The 16496-nt window shown below is 71.0% G+C and carries 15 protein-coding genes and 1 pseudogene; 4 read left to right on the forward strand and 12 right to left on the reverse strand.

The annotated features are described in order from the left end of the window. Positions 1-228: 228 nt before the first annotated feature. The 3 genes and pseudogenes from ABZ823_RS23775 to ABZ823_RS23785 all read right to left on the reverse strand — a co-directional run. Positions 229-918 (reverse strand): annotated as a pseudogene (locus ABZ823_RS23775) (DUF2637 domain-containing protein); the annotation flags it as partial. Between the two features lie 339 nt (positions 919-1257). Continuing rightward, entirely contained in the window at positions 1258-1782 is a 525-nt protein-coding gene (locus tag ABZ823_RS23780; RefSeq protein ID WP_361663832.1) for an NUDIX hydrolase, read from the reverse strand. Beyond that, complete coding sequence (locus ABZ823_RS23785) at positions 1779-3047, reverse strand: helix-turn-helix transcriptional regulator (RefSeq protein WP_361663835.1); 1269 nt, start codon at positions 3045-3047, stop codon at positions 1779-1781. Before ABZ823_RS23785 ends, ABZ823_RS23780 begins: the two co-directional genes overlap by 4 nt. Positions 3048-3270: 223 nt before the next feature. On the opposite strand from ABZ823_RS23785, the gene ABZ823_RS23790 reads away from it, so the two are divergent. Further along, positions 3271-3696 (forward strand): ATP-binding protein, encoded by a 426-nt coding sequence (locus ABZ823_RS23790; RefSeq protein WP_361663838.1) that lies wholly within the window; start codon positions 3271-3273, stop codon positions 3694-3696. Between the two features lie 306 nt (positions 3697-4002). Beyond that, positions 4003-4134 carry a hypothetical protein gene (locus ABZ823_RS23795; RefSeq protein ID WP_361663841.1) on the forward strand — a complete coding sequence of 44 codons (132 nt, stop codon included), beginning with the start codon at positions 4003-4005 and terminating at the stop codon, positions 4132-4134. A gap of 3 nt (positions 4135-4137) precedes the next feature. Here ABZ823_RS23795 and ABZ823_RS23800 read toward each other — a convergent pair whose 3' ends face one another. The 7 genes from ABZ823_RS23800 to ABZ823_RS23830 all read right to left on the reverse strand — a co-directional run bounded on the left by ABZ823_RS23800 (position 4138) and on the right by ABZ823_RS23830 (position 13102). Continuing rightward, positions 4138-5004, reverse strand: a complete 867-nt coding sequence (locus ABZ823_RS23800) for a 3-hydroxybutyryl-CoA dehydrogenase (protein WP_361663844.1) — start codon at positions 5002-5004, stop codon at positions 4138-4140. 16 nt (positions 5005-5020) lie between these two features. Continuing rightward, positions 5021-6697 carry a CocE/NonD family hydrolase gene (locus tag ABZ823_RS23805; RefSeq protein WP_361663847.1) on the reverse strand — a complete coding sequence of 559 codons (1677 nt, stop codon included), beginning with the start codon at positions 6695-6697 and terminating at the stop codon, positions 5021-5023. 7 nt (positions 6698-6704) lie between these two features. Continuing rightward, positions 6705-8195 carry a cytosine permease gene (locus ABZ823_RS23810; RefSeq protein ID WP_361663850.1) on the reverse strand — a complete coding sequence of 497 codons (1491 nt, stop codon included), beginning with the start codon at positions 8193-8195 and terminating at the stop codon, positions 6705-6707. Beyond that, on the reverse strand, positions 8192-8935 hold the full coding sequence (locus ABZ823_RS23815; RefSeq protein ID WP_361663853.1) for an enoyl-CoA hydratase/isomerase family protein: 744 nt from the start codon (positions 8933-8935) through the stop codon (positions 8192-8194). The genes ABZ823_RS23810 and ABZ823_RS23815 overlap by 4 nt, the downstream gene beginning before the upstream one ends. Continuing rightward, on the reverse strand, positions 8932-10113 hold the full coding sequence (locus tag ABZ823_RS23820) for an acyl-CoA dehydrogenase family protein (protein WP_361663856.1): 1182 nt from the start codon (positions 10111-10113) through the stop codon (positions 8932-8934). Before ABZ823_RS23820 ends, ABZ823_RS23815 begins: the two co-directional genes overlap by 4 nt. Positions 10114-10187: 74 nt before the next feature. Continuing rightward, positions 10188-12269 (reverse strand): acetate--CoA ligase family protein, encoded by a 2082-nt coding sequence (locus ABZ823_RS23825; protein ID WP_361663859.1) that lies wholly within the window; start codon positions 12267-12269, stop codon positions 10188-10190. Then, the gene (locus tag ABZ823_RS23830) at positions 12266-13102 is read right to left on the reverse strand and encodes an SDR family oxidoreductase (protein WP_361663861.1); all 837 of its coding nucleotides are present in this window, start codon (positions 13100-13102) and stop codon (positions 12266-12268) included. The genes ABZ823_RS23825 and ABZ823_RS23830 overlap by 4 nt, the downstream gene beginning before the upstream one ends. Positions 13103-13335: 233 nt before the next feature. Here ABZ823_RS23830 and ABZ823_RS23835 point away from each other — a divergent pair, with 233 nt between their 5' ends. Next, positions 13336-14208 (forward strand): TetR family transcriptional regulator C-terminal domain-containing protein, encoded by an 873-nt coding sequence (locus tag ABZ823_RS23835; protein ID WP_361663864.1) that lies wholly within the window; start codon positions 13336-13338, stop codon positions 14206-14208. Between the two features lie 25 nt (positions 14209-14233). Beyond that, positions 14234-14839 carry a CoA pyrophosphatase gene (locus ABZ823_RS23840; protein ID WP_361663867.1) on the forward strand — a complete coding sequence of 202 codons (606 nt, stop codon included), beginning with the start codon at positions 14234-14236 and terminating at the stop codon, positions 14837-14839. Between the two features lie 113 nt (positions 14840-14952). Here the strand turns inward: ABZ823_RS23840 and ABZ823_RS23845 are convergent, their stop codons facing one another. Together ABZ823_RS23845 and ABZ823_RS23850 are read right to left on the reverse strand one after the other, a co-directional pair. Further along, positions 14953-15594, reverse strand: a complete 642-nt coding sequence (locus tag ABZ823_RS23845; RefSeq protein ID WP_361663870.1) for a hypothetical protein — start codon at positions 15592-15594, stop codon at positions 14953-14955. Between the two features lie 203 nt (positions 15595-15797). Beyond that, complete coding sequence (locus ABZ823_RS23850) at positions 15798-16223, reverse strand: hypothetical protein (RefSeq protein WP_361663873.1); 426 nt, start codon at positions 16221-16223, stop codon at positions 15798-15800. Positions 16224-16496: the final 273 nt, after the last annotated feature.

Genomic DNA, 16496 nt, shown 5'->3' on the forward strand with positions numbered 1-16496 from the left:
GGCGGCGATCCAGTCCTGGTAGGCGTTGGCGAGGTGTTGGGCGTTCCCTTCGTCCACGAGGTCGTGCGACGGCTCCGGGGGTGCGGTTCGCGGCTGCCCCACCGGCTGGGGCTGCGTGCCGCGCACCGGCGCCAGTTCCTTCTCCTGGTCGACGGCGGCCTCGAGCTCGGGGCTCTGCCGCTGAGCCGGAACCGGGGTCCGCTCGACGGTGAACTGAATCGGAAGGTCGTCAATGCCCGCGGCAGCAAGGCCGGCCGGGGCCGTCTCGGCCAAGGGGACGCCGTAGCGGGCGAGGCGGAGCGGCATCAGTGACTCCACCGGGGCCTTGCGGCGCCAGGCGCGGCCGAAACGGGAGCGGAGGCTGGCCTGGTAGACGAGGCGTTCCTGTTCGAGTTTGATGACCTGCTCGTAGGAGCGCAGCTCCCACAGCTTCATGCGGCGCCAGAGCAGGAACGTGGGGATCGGCGAGAGGAGCCAGCGGGTGAGGCGGACACCTTCCATGTGCTTGTCGGCGGTGATGTCGGCGATCCGGCCGATCGCGTGCCGGGCGGCCTCGACCGCGACGACGAACAGGACCGGGATCACCGCGTGCATGCCCACGCCCAGCGGGTCGGGCCAGGCCGCCGCCCCGTTGAATGCGATGGTGGCGGCCGTCAGGAGCCAGGCCGTCTGCCGCAGCAGCGGGAAGGGGATGCGGATCCAGGTCAGCAGCAGGTCCATGGCCAGGAGGACACAGATGCCAGCGTCGATGCCGATCGGGAAGACGTAGGAGAAACTTCCGAAGCCCTTCCTCACCGCCAACTCGCGGACGGCCGCGTACGAGCCAGTGAAGCCGATACCAGCGATGATCACAGCGCCGGTCACGACCACGCCGATCAGAACACGGTGCATCCGAGCCAGCCGCAGCGGCGCCGTCACATAATCGCCCTTCCGAAACAACAGTCACCAAGTGTCACCCTGCCACGCACCACGCACACCCAGAAACCGCAGCACACAAAACTGGCCGGAACACAACGGGGGAAGTTTCCTCAACGCACGTGGGTGCCGCTCGGTGAACGGGAGGGTCATCCACCGGTCCATCCACGCACCCTTGTCCAGGTGCCTCGTCCGGGCATGACGTGCTCACCTACACCGACGCCAGCCCCGCACCCACAGCTGCGCTCGGCGCAGACTGACCACTGACCAGGTCCTCCAGGCGCTGTGCGCCATGGCCACCGAGCACTGCCGCTGCCCAAGGACTGAAAACGAAGTCGCCGATCACAGCATGGGTACGCCGTCCCGCAGGTACAACGGCCGTCCCGTCTCCAGCGCGCGCACAGCCTGCTCGAACCGACGTCGCATTCGATCCACGAGGCGAACGCCGGCCTCGTCCGGCGTCACGAACGCAACCTCGGACAGCTCATCGTCGCGCGGGCGGAGCTGGTCGGCCTGGTCCCGGTCGAGCACGCCGCCGTCAAAGACGAAGGCAATCTGGTCGTCCCAGGGGCCATGCGGGGCGACCCAGTCCACCACCAGCAGGCCCCGCAGAACGATGCCGAGATCAAGTTCTTCCATCAGCTCGCGGCGTACCGCCTCCTCCGGCGGCTCGTTGGCCTCGGCCATCCCGCCGGGCAGGTCCCATGCTGGTTTGTAACTCGGATTGACCAGGAGCACGCGCCCGGCCTCGTCCCGTAGCAGCACATCAGCGGCCACGCGCTTGCGGGCTTGCTTGGCGTTGCCCTCCGCGAGGTAGGCGTTCCACGCGTCGGGGTCGGCAGGAGAAGGTGCCTTGGTGGGCCTCATGCGGTGGTGCCTCCCGGGGACGGCGGGATCAGATCGGCCAGCAGGAGCATTCTGGCGCGGCGTGCATCATCGAACCGCGCCAGGTACTCCCGGACCGGCCTGTACGACCGATGCGCCGCCAGCAGTCGGCGCATCTCGTCGAGCTGTTGCAGGACCCTGACAGAGCCCAGGGTGGGGCTGGTGCTGAGGAGAGGGTGGCCGGCGCTCACGGCGGCGTCCAGGTCACCGCGGCGGACGTGGATGTCGACCAGGGTGATCCGGGACAACGCCAGCGACCGCGCCCGGCTCGCCTCGCGCAGCGTCAGGGACTTTTCGGCGTACGTCAGCGCCTGGTCGTACTGTTCGAGGTCGCGATGGATCATCGCCGATTCACTGGCCAGAGCGGCGGCGTCGAACGGGCTCAGCCAGGGGTGTTCAGCGGCAGCTGCTCCTTCGAGGTCGCGCCGGGCAGCGTCCAGCGCGGCCTCGGCCGGGGCGCGCTGCGCCGCGACGGCCAGGGCCCGCGCCTGCATGGTGTTCAGTCGCGCCGTCAGCGCGGGAATCCGTGGCCCTTGCGCCGCAAGGTCGAGCCCGGTCCGGGCCCAGCCGAGGGCCCTCGAAGCGTCCCCGTTCTGGAGGGCCAGGTGGCTGCTGCTCGCGGTGACGTTGGCGGCCAGCGGGAGGTCACCGGATGTGCGGGCCAGCGGGAGGGCGCGGGCGAAGTGCTGGGCGGCGCGATCGTCGTGGCCGGAGTCGTGGGCCATCCACCCGGCCATTTCGGTCATGGCCGCTGCAGCGGCGAACACGTGGGGCGCGCTGTCGACGTCGACGAGCCGGGGTGCCACCCGGTCCGTTAGATGCCGTACGACCGCCCCGTATAACCTGCCGCCACCGGCCTGCCGGTCGGCGCTGCGGAAGTGATCCACAGCCACCAGGTCATCACCATCGGGTGCCGGACGGTACGCCCGCTGGTGCTCGGCCACCACCGGTGCTGGCTCCCACGGCCGGCGCGCCAGGCCCAGCAGATGACCAGGTATGTGGAAGGCGTCCGCGATCTGCTCGAAAAGGGTCAGCTTCTCCACCCGGCTCTTGCCGTTCATGTAGTCGTAGAGCCGACCTTGCGTGATGTCGACGGCGGCGGCGATCCGCCGTGCGCTGATCCCCCGGGTGTTGAGCATCCGGAAGACGGTGCCCATGTCGCGCTCGGCGCAGGCGCGTAGCAGCCGCTCATCACTGAGCAGCCCGGCCACGATTGCGCGCGGATCCGGTAATGACTGCTGACTCATCTGCGACTCCCCGAGCGGTGGTGAGTCGATGCTAGGCCAACCTCCTTTGAGTGACTTCGAGTTGGAGTCAACTTCTGGAGTCTCCCCGCCCCCTTGCCACCGCGTTGACTAGCTATCAGCCGCCAGGAGCGCCCGCATACGCATCCTGACGGCACCCCGCCCGCACGTTTCTCCCCCGAGGCGAGCGGGCGGGGCCCCAGCCGCCCCGACCGAGGCGTTGACGATGACCATGGCGAGCGCCGAACCAAGACCGACAGTCCACCCCGGCTACAACATCACTATGCCCTCCGTGCCGGAGACCGCCGCCGAGGCGCGGCGCTTGACCCGTCAGAGCTGCGCCCTGTGGGCGTTCGATGAGGAGGCCAGCGACAAGGCGGTCCTGGTGATCTCTGAACTCGTCACCAAGGCCATACGTCACGGCCGCTCCTACAGCATCCGAGTCCGCGTTGAACGCCCCGCCCCGGAGCGAGTCCGCCTGGCCGTGGTCGACAAAAAGCGCCGTATGGTCACGCTCGGCAGGCCGTCGCCCGAGGACGTCGGGGGCCGCGGCCTGGTACTGGTCGACACACTGTCCGACCGGTGGGGCGTCGACCTCCTCCCATGGGGCAAACGCGTCTGGGCCGAGATCCACGTGAAGGAGCAGCAGTGACCGGCCGTCGGCTCCCGTCCTGCGACGGTGTAACAGCCGGCACCGGGCTCCTGGGCTCAGTCGCTGTCGGGCTCGGCCTGGTCGCCTCGATCGTCTCCACCCAGTTACACCCAAGCCCTGATACGCCGGCCGGGCACTCCCGCCTCGGCCTCAACGCCGACGAGGGCACTGTCATCGCGCTCGCCGATCACTCATGCGGTCCCCCGTGCCAGTTCGGATCCCACACCGCTTCATGAATTCCCTGCGGCGGGCTGTTTCACCCTGGACCCGCTTTCTGCGGAAACTGCAGGAAGGAAGGCTTTCCTGATGGTTGTACGGCGACCGGCCCTGGAGTGGGACAGCCCCGTGCAGCGTGCGATGGGAGAGATCGCTCCAGGCTCCCGCACGGTGGTCGCGGACCACCCGGCGCTGCTGTCAGAGCCGGCCTGCCGCCGCTGAGGCCTACGCGGTCGCGTAGTCGTGGAAGCCTCGGCCGCTCTTCTTGCCGAGCAGACCGGCCTCGACCATGCGCAGCAGCAGCGGAGGCGGCGAGTACAGCGGTTCCTTGAACTCGGCGTACATCGACTCGGCGATCGCGTTCGTCGTGTCGAGCCCGATCAGGTCGGCGAGCGCCAGCGGGCCCATCGGGTGCGCGCAGCCGAGCACCATGGCCTGGTCGATGTCCGCGGCGGAGGCGAAGCCGGACTCCAGCATCCGGACTGCGGAGAGCAGGTACGGGATGAGCAGCGCGTTCACCACGAAGCCGGCGCGGTCCGTGGAACGGATGACCTGTTTGCCCAGCACGGCGGTGACGAAGTGCTCCGCACGCCGCTGCGTCTGCTCGCCGGTGAGCAGGGACGGCACGAGTTCCACCAGGGGGAGCACCGGCACCGGGTTGAAGAAGTGGATGCCGACGACCTGCTCGGGCCGTGCCGTGGCCATGGCGAGCTTCACGATCGGTATCGAGGAGGTGTTGGAGGCGAGGACGGCGTCCTCGCGCTGCACGACCTTGTCGAGGGTGGCGAACACGTCGATCTTGACCCGTTCGGTCTCGGCTGCGGCCTCGACGACCAGATCCCGGTCGGTGAACTCGCCGAGGTCGGTGGTGAAGCGCACGTGGGTGAGCGCCCGTTCGCGGTCCGCGTCCGATAGCTTTTTGCTGCTGACGCCGCGTGCGAGGGACCGTTCGACGCGCCGTCGCCCGGCGGCCAGTGCGTTGGGGCCGGTCTCGGCGACGAGAACGTCCAGCCCGGCCCTGGCGCAGATCTCGGCGATGCCGGAGCCCATCAGTCCGGCGCCCACGACGCCGATACGGCGGATGGTGTCCATAGGGTTGTTCGTCCCTTCAGGAGTACGTAGGCCTGGGGAGCACGGTGAGCTCCAGGTGGGCGCCGTCGTGCCCGCCGGTCAGCAGCCATTGGGTGCTGCCGGTGGGGCGGCGCGCCCGCCATGGGTGCGCGGTGCCTGCGCTGTGCGGGAGGTAGAGGGGGAAGCAGCTGGAGGCCAGCTGGACGCGGAGCCGGTGGCCCGGTTGCACACGATGTCCCGTGTCGCCGAGCTGGATGGGGACCCGGTGCCGCTCGTGGGCGCCGGTCAGCCGGTACGGCGCCTCGAGGATGCGTCGGCTGGTGCCGTCGGGCGCCACCTCGCAGAGCTTGACGACGAGGTGGCTGACGGCTGCGGTGGAGGTGACCGGCAGCACCAGCCGGACCGGGCCGGCCAGTTGCAGCGGGTCGTCGCAGGCGGGGCCGGTGAACGTCAGGACGTCGGGCCTGCGCTCCACCATCCGCTCGTCCGGCAGCGCGAGCAGGGGGCGCCACCAGTTGAGGTCGGTGGTCGGTACCAGGTTCGCGGGGTCGTGGTCCCAACACGCTGTGTTCGGCAGGGTGTCGGGTCGTGCGGACAGCGCTCCGCCCTGCGCTCCGGTGGCCGCGGCAGATGCGTCGACGAGGTGGAGCCGGACGCAGACCGCTCCGGGCGGGGGCCAGCACCTGGCCGTATGCCACGTGCCGCTCGAGCTCTGCCAGCGGACGGGGGGCAGCGACGCCCCTGCTGCGCCCTCTGCGAGGTGCCGCAGCAGGAAGTCGGTCGCCGGGCTGAGTGAGCGGTCCAGCATGGCCTTGCGCGCGGCCGGATCGGTGAGGTGGTCGGGGCTGCGCCCGCTCGGGGTGAACAGGTCGTCCTGGTGGTCGGTGGCGCCGGCGAGCAGGTGCTGCGGTGCGTTCGCCGAGCTTCGGGCCCGCTGCCAGTCGCGTAGTTGGCCGCGCTGGAACAGGTCGTACCAGCCCGTGCAGTGCAGGGTGGGTATGCGTCCGTGCCCTGGGTCGCGGCCGCCGAACGCCAGCTGCCGCCAGCGCGCGTCGCCGGGCGGTGCGGTGGCCCACTCGGCCGGCGGCAGCGGGGAGCCGGTGTCGGGCAGGGCGTCGAGCAGTTCGGCGAGCGGCCGCCGGGACCAGTCGGGGGCGGGCAGGACATTGGCGCGGCCGGCCCAGGTGGACGTCAGCCACTCCACCATGGGCCCGAGCCTGAACACCCCGCCTCGGTGGACGAGTTCTGCGCCGATGTCCGTGGTGGTCAGACGGGACACGAGTGCTCGTACGGCCGGGTGGCCGGACGCGGCCGCGGCCCAGGCGGTGAAGCCGTAGTAGGAGTTGCCCCAGCAGCCCACCGTGCCGTTGGACCAGGGCTGGGCGGTGATCCAGTCCAGGGTGTCCCAGGCGTCGGCGACTTCCGCGGTGAAGGGCACCGGCCGTCCCTCGGAGCGGATCTTGCCGCGGACGTCCTGCGTCACCACGGCGAGTCCGGCCTCGGTCAGCCGGGCCGCGATGTCCGGCAGCAGGGTGTCCGGGTGCGTCTTGTCGTACGGGGTGCGGATCAGCACCGCCGGGAGCCGTGGGCGCCGCGTGGGCGACGGGGGCAGGTGGACCTCGGTGTGCAGCCGTACGCCGTCCCGCAGGCGCACCCGGTGGGGCTCCGCCTGCGGGATGGGCGTACCGAACGGCACGGGGACGGCCGTACTCACCCGGCGCTCACCCGGAGTGCGCTGAGGGGGACGTGCCGGCCGGCGCGTCCGGGTCCAGTCCCTCGTCGGCGGTGGCGACCACGGCCCGCTCGGCCGTCAGGTCCAGCGACCGGCAGACCAGCAGGTACAGCCCCGCCGAGACCACCAGGCCGACGATCATGGTGACGTCCAGGCCGCCGAGCCATTTCGCCAGCGGGCCCATGCTGTCGCCCACGACCGCGAACGGCATCATCGAGGCGAAGCCGACGACGTAGCAGACGAGGCCGCGCCAGCTCCACCGTCCGTAGATGCCCCGCGGGTTGAAGATCTCGCGGATCGAGTAGTGGCCGCGGCGCACGACGTAGAAGTCGACCAGGTTGATCGCCGTCCACGGGGTGAAGAGGTAGCCGAGCACGACGAGGAAGTGCTCGAACTGCGCGAGGAACGTCTCGTCCGAGCTGAACGCGATCGCCGTGGACAGCAGGCCGATGACGACCAGCGTGACCACCCGCTTGGCCACGGTGGGCCGGATCTGCCGGATCGAGTCCATGCTGGACAGCAGGGTCAGACTGCCGCCGTAGAAGTTGAGTGTGCCGATGGTGATCAGCGGCACCACGGACACCAGCAGCAGGGTCATGCCGAACCCGTGGAAGATCTCGTCACCGGCGGAGATGACCGATTCGACGAGGGCCGCCTTGGGGAACAGCCCGGCGGCGACGGTGCCCACGAGCATCATCCAGGCGCCGCCGATGGTCGCGCCGAGGTAGGTCCACCAGAACGAGGAGCGCACGCCCACCGTCGGCGGCAGATAGCGCGAGTAGTCCGACACGTAGATCGACCAGGACAGCTGGTAGACCGCGGCCGTGAAGAACTGGACCAGGAAGGGCGCGAGGGCGAAGGTGCCCAAGTCGAGCTGTTCGGGGCTGAAGGGGTTCACCGCGAGGATGCCCACGGAGAACACGATCAGTGCCACGAACATGAGGTACGTCAGCCAGCGCGACGCCCGGTGGATGAAGTCGTAGCCGACTACCGCCAGCACGATGCCCACCACCGCGTAGCCGATGTAGCTGACCGGGTTGGGCACCCCGGCCAGATGCTCCATGGTGCGGCCCACCAGGATCTGGTTGAACGCGGTGTAGCCGATGTACGTCACCAGCGCGGTGATCCACACCAGGAGGGCGCCGACGTACCCGAACTGCGGGCGGGACTGCACCATTTGCGGCAGACCGAGCTGCGGGCCCTGGGTGGAGTGGAAGGCCATGAAGAAGGTGCCGAAGGCGGAGCCGAGGACGACGGCGATGGCCGTCCAGATCAGGTTGCCGCCGAGCGCCACGCCGATGGCGCCGGTGGCGACGGTGGCCAGGTGCGCGTCGCCGGCGAACCACACCGGGAACAGGTGCCACACCTTGCCGTGGCGCTCGGCCAGGGGCACGTAGTCGATCGAGCGGGTTTCGATGACCGGGCGGCTGCCGGGGGGCGTGGTCGGCGTGGCGGATGTCGAGTTCGAGGTGACGGTCATCTCGGGTCCTCGTTTGGTGGGTGGGTTGCCTGGTTGAGGGAGGCGTACGCCAGCTGCTCCAGGAGCAGGGAGGCCTCGCGCGGGGAGTCCGCCGCCACGTCGATGACCCGCTTGGTGACGGCGAGGGCGAGCGGGGGCAGCGCGGCCAGTTCCGCGGCGAGCCGCAGGGCGGTCTTAAGGTGCGCGCCGTCGTCGGTGACCTCGGTGAGCAGGCCCCAGCCGAGGGCTTCGCCGGCCGTGAGCCGGCGGCCGCGCAGGACGAGTTCGCGGGCGCGGGCCGGGCCGACGATCCGGGTCGTGCGGTACGTGCCGCCGGAGCTGGGGAGGATGCCGATTGCGACCTCCGGCAGGCCGAACGTCGCGGTCGCATCCGCGATGCGGAAGTCGGCGGCGAGGGCGAGTTCCAGTCCTCCGCCGAGGCAGTATCCGGCGATCGCGGCGACGGTGGGCTGCGCCAGTGCGGCGACCTTTTCGTAGACGGCGCCGGAGTCGCGGTAGTAGGCGGCGATCGCCTCCGGGGTCATTTCGCGCAGTTCGCCGGTGTCGGCTCCGGCGGAGAAGACCTTGTCGCCGCCGGTGAGGACGACGGCTCGCGCGGTGGTGACCGCCTTGTCGTCCAGGGCGCGCAGCAGTTCGCGTTCGAGGTGGGTGGACAGGGCGTTGAGCTTGGCCTCGCGGCGCAGCGTCAGCACGGCGGTGCCCCCGCTGCGCCGGATGTCGACGCTGCCGGCGCCCGTCATGCCTGGGGGGCCTTGTTGGTGGGGAAGTTCAGGAAGCCGAGGCCGCGCTTGCCGATCTCGTTGGCGATGACGAGGCGCTGGATCTCGGAGGTGCCCTCCCAGATGCGGTCCACGCGCAGCTCGCGGTATAGCCGCTCGACGGGGTAGTCGCGCATGTAGCCGCGGCCGCCGAAGATCTGCACGGCCCGGTCGGCGACGCGGCCCGCCGCCTCGGATGCGGACAGCTTGGCCATGGCCGCCTTGGCGTGCAGCGTCTTGCGGTCGCCGCCCTGATCGAACTCCCAGGCCACCTGGTGGACGAATGCGCGGTTGACGGCGATGTCGACGGCCGAGTCGGCGAGCATGCCCTGGATCAACTGGCGTTCGATGAGGGCCTGTCCGCCCTGGACGCGTTCACGGGCCCACTCGGTGGCCAGGGCGAGGGCACGTTCGGCGGCGCCGACGGTGCGGGCGCCGATCATCAGGCGTTCCTCGGTGAACCAGCTGCGGGTCAGGTCGTAGCCGCCGCCGATCTCGCCGAGCACCGCGTCCTTGCCGACCTCGACGCCCTCGAAGACGTACTCGGGGTGCTCGTAGACGAAGGTGTGCATGTAGCGGGGGACGCGCTTGAGGCGGACGCCCGGCAGGTCCTTGTCGACGAGGAAGAGGGTGGGTGCCTTGTCCTCGCCGACCAGCGCCAGGACGAGGAAGAAGTCGGCCGCGTCGCCGACCGTGACGAACCACTTCTCGCCGTCGATGCGGTAGCCGTCGGTGGTCGGCGTGGCGGTGGTGGCAATGCCCTGCGGGTCGGAGCCGGCGTCCGCCTCGGTGATGGCGACGGCGTCACGGCGCTGTCCGAGGATGTCGGGGACGAGGTAGCGCTCGCGCTGGGCGGGGGTGCAGGCGGACAGGGCGTTGGCGGGCCGCCACACCGTGTCCCACAGCGCGTTGGTGAGCTTGCCCAGCTCTTCTTGGACGACTACCTGCTCCAGGATGCTCAGTCCGGCGCCGCCCCACTCGGTGGGCATGTTGACGGCCTGCAGTCCGCTGGCGAGCACCTCGTCGCGGATGCCGCGCAGCACCTCGGGCGGCAGGCCGTTGTTCGCCTCGCAGGCGTCCTCGTGGATCATGATCTTGTCGGCGAGCGTGGCGGCGCGTTCCTTGAGCTCGGTCAGGCGCGGGGTGTAGGCGAATTCCATCTGCGTTTCTCCCTGCTGGGTGCGTGAGTTACGAGTGCGTGAGTACGTGTATGTGTGCGTGAGTGCGTGGTGTGTCAGGCGTCGAGGACGATGCGGGCGTCCAGGCCCGTACAGCCGCGCGGGGTGACGAGCAGAGGGTTGACCTCCAGCTCGGCGATCTCCGGGTGGGCGGCCGCGACGCTGGTGATGGCCTCGATGGCGCGGGCCGCGGCAGCGAGGTGGACCGCGGGGCGACCGCGCACGCCGTGCAGCAGCGGGGCGGCGGTGAGGCGTTCCAGCAGGGCGCGGGCGTCGGTGGCGGTGACGGGTGCCAGGCCGAGGCGGACGTCGCGCAACACCTCGGTGAAGATGCCGCCGAGGCCGACGAGCGCCACGGGACCGAAGCGCGGATCGCGCCGTACGCCGACGATAAGTTCGACGCCGTCGCGAGTGTCGGCCATGGCCTCGACGCAGTAGCCGGGCGGGTCGAGGCGGCGGGCCATGTCGGCGTGCGCGGCGCGGACGGACGCCTCGTCGGCAAGGCCGAGCACGACGCCTCCGGCGTCGGACTTGTGCAGCAAGCCCATGGCCTTCAGGACGACGGGCCCCTCGATCCGGGCGGCGGCCGCGGCGGCCTCGTCCTGCGTACGGACCAGGTGGGCGGCAGGGAACTCCAGCCCGCCCTGACGCAGCAGTTCGCGTGCGCTCCAGTAGTCGTCGGCGGTGACGGGTGCCGCCGGGGCGGGCACGGCCGGTACGTGCGGGGCCATCCGATCGGCCCGCTCCGCGATCCGGCCCAGGACCTGGGCCGCGTGCTCCACCGACTCAAAGACGCAGACGCCCTGCCGGCGCAGTTCGGCGGCGGCGGGCGCGTCGGCGTACATGGTGTGGACGGCGACGGGCTTGCCGTGGTGGCGGATCCGCGCGGCCATCACGCGGGCGGTGGCGACCTCGGCCTCGGCGAGAGCCTCGCCATAGCCGCCGTAGCCGCCGAAGTAGCCGGTGACCAGCACGGAGTCGACCGATTCGGCGCCGAGGGCGAGGTCGAGGACGCGGCCGAAGGAGGTGATGTCCTGCTCCCCCGCCCCGGCGAGGTCGACCGGGTTGGCGGTGCCCGCGGACGGGGGAAGTTCGGCCTTCAGCCCGGCGACGAGGTCGTCGTCGAACTCCGGGACCTGCAGGCCCTGGGCCTCGGCGACGTCGCTGGCGAGCGAGGCGTGGCCGCCGCCGTCGGCGATGACGGCGACCCGGCGTCCGCCGCCGCGCCGGTTGCGGTGCAGCGCGCCCAGCAAATGGGCGAGTTCGGCGACGGTGGCGACGCGGTCGACTCCGGCAGCCCGGCAGGCGGCGTCGATCACCGCGGAGTCGCTGGTGAGCGCGCCGGTGTGGGAGCGGGCCCCGCGCATGGAGGCCTGGCTGGCGCCGACGGTGAGCAGCGCGACCGGCTTCCCCGCCCGTACGGCGTCGGCGGCGGCCCGGGCGAAGGCGCGGCCGTCGCCGAAGTCTTCGCAGTACAGGGCGATCAGCTCGGTGCCGTCGTGCTCGGTGTAGCTGCGCACGAGGTCGGCGGCCGTGAGGTCGGCCTGGTTGCCGAGGGAGGCGAAGCGGGAGAACCCGAGTTGGTCGCGTTCGAGGAAGCGGCTGAGCTCCAGGGCCATGTTGCCGCTCTGGGAGACGAAGCCGATGCCTCCGGCAGGCATATCGTTGGAGGCCAGCCGCAGTTCGGTGGTGGTGTCGAGGACGCCGAGGCAGTTGGGGCCGAGCAGCACGGCGCCGGCCCGGCGGATGCGCCTGGCGAGGGCGGCCTCGCGTGCCCGGCCCTCCTGACCGAGTTCGGCGAAGCCGGCGGTGATACCGACGATGGCGCGGGCTCCGGCGGCGAGGGCGTCCTCGACGGCGTCGGCGAAGCCGGCGGCGGGCACGGCGATGACGGCCAGGTCGACGCCGCCGGGGGCGTCGACGGCCTGCCGGTGGACGGCGCGGCCGAGGACGGGTTCGCCGCGGCGGTTGACCAGGTGGACGGGGCGGCGGTGTTCGCCGCGCAGCGCCTGGACGCTGAGCCAGTTGCCGTATTTGGTCTCATCGTTGCTGGCACCGATGACGGCGACGGAGGAGGGGTCGAAGAGCGCGGACAGGTCGCGTACGGCGGGGGCCGTCGCATCGGTCAGGATCGTCACCAGGTCTCCTCCGCGCCGTGGGGGGCGTCCGCGGTTTCCCGTGCCGGGACCGGGTGTCCGGTGCCCCAGGCGTCGACACCGCCGTCGACGGTGATCGTGGTTCCGGTGATGTACGAGCCGCCGGGCGAGGCGAGGAAGCACACAAGGCCGGACACTTCTTCGGGGCGGCCGAGCCGGCCGAGCGGCACGGCCTGCTCCCAGCGACGGCGATCCGCCTCGTCGTACGCGGCTTCCAGCCCTTCGGTTGCGATGGTTCCGGGGGCGACGCAGACGGTGCGGATGCCGTAGCGGCTCCACTCCAGCGACAGTCCGGCGGCGAGGTTCTCCAGCGCGGCGCGGGCGGCGGTGGCGTGCACCATGCCGGGAATGCCGCGGCGCGGGGAGAACGCCATGAAGAAGACGGCTCCGGAGCGGTTGGGGATCATGGAGCGGACGGCGACCTCGCGTGTCATCGCCCAGCCGGCGTCCACGGCCAGGTCGTGCACGGCGCGCCAGCCCTTGGGGGTGATCTCCTCGGCGGGGGCGGTGAACTGGCCGCCCGCGTTGTTGACGAGCACGTCGATGCGGCCGAAGGCCTCAAGGGCCGTGTCGACGACACGCTCGACCTCGCCCTCGGCACGGATGTCGGCGGGCACGGCCAGGCAGGTGCCGCCGGCGGCCTCGATCTCGGCAGCCACCTTCTGAAGGGGTGCGGGCCTGCGGCCGCACACCACGACGCGGGCCCCGCAGGAAGCGAAGTCGATGGCCACGGCCCGGCCGATGCCGGTGCCTCCGCCCGTGACGAGCACGACCTTGCCGTCGTGTACGTCCGGGCGCAGCGGTGTCGATCCCACAGCGCTCTCTTTCCGTGCCCCCAGCGGGGGCCCACAGCGGGTTTACGACCCAGATCGCAATCAACTGACTGATCCGTTGGTCGGTAAGTCGGCATCACTGTGAGCCCGCCCTTTGCGAAGTGTCAATAGGTCGTACTAGCTGGACTTTTATGAATCCCGGTCGCGATGGGGGCCACCCTGCCGCGACCGGCTGCATTGCGATTTTGGCAACGCAGGCGCTACGGTTCGACAGCATGGACGAGACAGCCGAGCGCGTACGCCGGATCATCGACGCGGTCGCGGAGACGCACCGCGACTTCGCGGCCCGGATCGACCTCGAACCGACCAAACTGTCCAAGTCCCTCAAAGGGCACCGCCGCTTCACACCCGGCGAGCTGGCGGCCGTCGCCGCGGCCGCAGGGGTGAGCGTCGACTGGCTGGTGCACGGGGTCGGCCCCGGCCCCGCCGAACAGGGAGCCGGCCCGCTCGGGACAACGCCCGGCGACCCGGACCGGACGGGCGACGCGCGCCGTACCGAGTTCCTCGAGGCCGCCTGGCGGCTGATCTCGCAACACGGCTACCACGCCGTACGGATCGCCGACATCGCCCGCGCCTGCGGCACCAGCAGCGGCGCCGTGCACTACTACTTCCCGACCAAGCAGGACGTCCTCAACGCCGCTCTGCTGCACTGCGTCGAGAGCGCCTTCGAGCGGCAGAGCGACGACCTGAGAAGCGTGGACAGCGCACACGCACGGTTGCTGCGGCTGATCGACATGCAGCTTCCGGCCGGCGGCCGGGTCCGGGACGAATGGCTGGTCTGGCTGCAGTTCTGGGCCGAGACCGCCCTGCGCCCCGAACTGCGCTCCATCCACAACGACTTCTACGCCCGCTGGCGCGAGGCCGTGGTCCGCATCGTGCGCCGGGGCCAGCGCCAGGGGCAGTTCCGGGCCGACACCGACGCCGAACAGCTCGCGCTCGGCCTCACCGCGCTCACCGACGGCCTGGCCATCCAGGTACTGACCGGAGCGCCCGGGGTGACGCCCGAGCGGATGCGGAGCGTCCTGCTGGACTTCATCGAACGCGAGCTCCTCGCGCCCAAGAGCGAGGTGGAACATGCCGGTACCTGATCCCAACGAGCCGGAGGGAAGCGGGATGGACCAGCTGGAGGAGCGGGTCCGCGCCAACCTCGCCGCCTTCCACCGGCATATCGCGGCGCCACCCCCGCACGCCCGTCGCGCGGGCGTGTGCCTCACCCTCCACCCGCACCGCGGCGAACCCCATGTGCTGCTGATCAAACGGGTCGCCCGCGGCCGCAACGCGGGCCAGTGGGCGCTGCCCGGCGGCCGGCTCGACGGCACCGAGACCCCGCAGCAGGCGGCGCTGCGCGAGCTCGCCGAAGAGACCGGCATCTGCGCCGACCCGACCGAAGTGGCCGGACATCTGGACGACTTCGTCACCGACTCGGGGTTCGTCATCACACCCGTAGTGGTGCTGGTGCGGCTTCCGCTACGACTGGAACGCAACCGTGACGAGGTCCACTCGCTGCACCCGATCCCGCTGCGCCGGTTGACGGATCCGGATGTTCCGCGCTGGCGGACGGATCCGCAGGGCCGGCCGCTGCTGCAGATGCCGCTGCGACGGGGCATGGTGATCCACGCCCCGACCGGCGCCCTGCTGTGGCAGTTCCGCGAGGTGGCCCTGCTCGGACGGGCCACCCGGGTCGCCAATCTGACCCAGCCGGACTTCACCCGCACCTGAGTACGACGGCACGACCCGGGGAGGGCCGCACAAACCCGCCCTGGAGCGGCCTGCTGGGATAGACATCGCGGAGCAACGCGAGGACATCACTGAGGGGGGCGAGGATGCCAGGACTATGCATGGCTGGGGGCAGGCACCTCGCGAGGATCCGCGCGCACCACGTAGACCCCCGGCCTGATCCTGTCCGAGGCGCGCCGGATACGGTCCTCCCAGCTCAGGGGCCACGAGGTCCGTACGTCCCAAGTGACACCCGCCAACGGCAGATCGTCCAGGACGGCGTCCGTCAAAGCGGCCCCCCGGAAGTCGTCGCGCACCCCCGCGAGGGCTTCTGCCGCGGCGGCGAACTCCTGACTGAGAGAGAGAGCTTGAGCTCTGGCCTTCTCGACAGCCGTGGGACTGACGTAGCGTCCCCGCTGGTAGGTGGACACCCGATGCATCGAAGTGGCCGCGTCAAACGCTTCTGCAATCGCCGCGGCGAAGGCATGAATGTCCTGCCGGACCAGGCCGTCCTCGATCTCCACGGCAACGGCGAACGCCCGCTCCCGGGCCTCGGTGACTGCCGACGCGCAGTCTTCCGCCGCTCTGAAGGCGTCACCGAACGCCTCAATGCGGGAGAGTTGCCAGTGCACCCGTGACAGGCGGTCCAGCGAGTCGGCCACCGAGTAGGCGCGGCCTCGGGCGACCTCAACGACCTCGTGCAGGCGGTCGACCCGGGCTCTCATTACGATCCGCACGAGCGGATCCCATGCGTACATGCTTGCGGCGGTCCGGGCGATACCCGTGGGGTCGGGGGGAGAGACCCGGGCGATGCCCGTGGGGGCGGAGACTCGGCGGGAGGCACGGAACCAGTAGCGCAACGCCCCGGCCACAGTGGCCGGCTGGCCCGGCCGAGGCCGAAATGCCGGCGAGCGGCGGGAGAGAACCCCGAGCACCCGCCCGGGAAAGGTGTCCGCGCGCACTACTCGGTCCTCCGTCCCGTCTCGGTCGCCTCCGCGGCGGCCGCGCCGTCAGCGCGCTCGGCCTGGCGCTCGCCCGATGTGCTTCGAGGCGCCTCCGCAGGTGGGCCGTAGCCCGGCGGCAGCGTCAGGGGCAGCGCCCGGCTGAGCTGGCCCAGCACCATTGGCGCGGCCGCCCCGATGGCGAGCGCCCCGAGCGGACCCGAAACCTGATGGGTGTCGGTTGCGGCCCACGCCAGACCGGCTCCCACCACCAGACGGATGATCTCGGCCACGGCGAACGCCCACGGACCCGCTTCAGGTAACGGGTCGTCGGGCGAGGCCCGCCACGGCACCCGTCGGAGGCGGCGCACAGCGTCCACGAAGTCGAGTCCCTCGACCGCGAAACCGCCGAACAAGCCCCACAGCCCAGCCTCCAGCCCCGTCATGGGAACACTTTAGGCTCGGCGCTCGCCCCCGCACGCGCAAACGGCGCCTTCGGAAGGTGGCGGAGACGGCGAAGGGCCGCGGGTCGGCCGGTAGGGCCGCGGGCGGTCCGGTGGTACCCGGGCCGGCTTGCTATCCGTGCAGCCACCTGCACCGCCTGCCCCATGCAAATGCTGCAGATGTCAATCCCCTCGCAGCGTGGAGACGATCTATGCGGCCAGTCCCTCGGCAAGGGTGGCCCGGTAGTCACGTTCGTAGTCGATCGGGCTCTTGAA

Source organism: Streptomyces sp. NPDC047079, from assembly GCF_040643755.1.
Taxonomy (GTDB): domain Bacteria; phylum Actinomycetota; class Actinomycetes; order Streptomycetales; family Streptomycetaceae; genus Streptomyces.

What these genes read in the sequence shown, in the direction of transcription:
- ABZ823_RS23810 (WP_361663850.1), bottom strand. Translation starts at nt 8,195, where the DNA reads ATGACCGTCACCTCGAACTCGACATCCGCCACGCCGACCACGCCCCCC.
- ABZ823_RS23815 (WP_361663853.1), bottom strand. Translation starts at nt 8,935, where the DNA reads ATGACGGGCGCCGGCAGCGTCGACATCCGGCGCAGCGGGGGCACCGCC.
- ABZ823_RS23850 (WP_361663873.1), bottom strand. Translation starts at nt 16,223, where the DNA reads ATGACGGGGCTGGAGGCTGGGCTGTGGGGCTTGTTCGGCGGTTTCGCG.
- ABZ823_RS23790 (WP_361663838.1), top strand. Translation starts at nt 3,271, where the DNA reads ATGACCATGGCGAGCGCCGAACCAAGACCGACAGTCCACCCCGGCTAC.
- ABZ823_RS23800 (WP_361663844.1), bottom strand. Translation starts at nt 5,004, where the DNA reads ATGGACACCATCCGCCGTATCGGCGTCGTGGGCGCCGGACTGATGGGC.
- ABZ823_RS23780 (WP_361663832.1), bottom strand. Translation starts at nt 1,782, where the DNA reads ATGAGGCCCACCAAGGCACCTTCTCCTGCCGACCCCGACGCGTGGAAC.
- ABZ823_RS23840 (WP_361663867.1), top strand. Translation starts at nt 14,234, where the DNA reads ATGGACCAGCTGGAGGAGCGGGTCCGCGCCAACCTCGCCGCCTTCCAC.
- ABZ823_RS23845 (WP_361663870.1), bottom strand. Translation starts at nt 15,594, where the DNA reads ATGTACGCATGGGATCCGCTCGTGCGGATCGTAATGAGAGCCCGGGTC.
- ABZ823_RS23835 (WP_361663864.1), top strand. Translation starts at nt 13,336, where the DNA reads ATGGACGAGACAGCCGAGCGCGTACGCCGGATCATCGACGCGGTCGCG.
- ABZ823_RS23820 (WP_361663856.1), bottom strand. Translation starts at nt 10,113, where the DNA reads ATGGAATTCGCCTACACCCCGCGCCTGACCGAGCTCAAGGAACGCGCC.
- ABZ823_RS23795 (WP_361663841.1), top strand. Translation starts at nt 4,003, where the DNA reads ATGGTTGTACGGCGACCGGCCCTGGAGTGGGACAGCCCCGTGCAGCGT.
- ABZ823_RS23785 (WP_361663835.1), bottom strand. Translation starts at nt 3,047, where the DNA reads ATGAGTCAGCAGTCATTACCGGATCCGCGCGCAATCGTGGCCGGGCTG.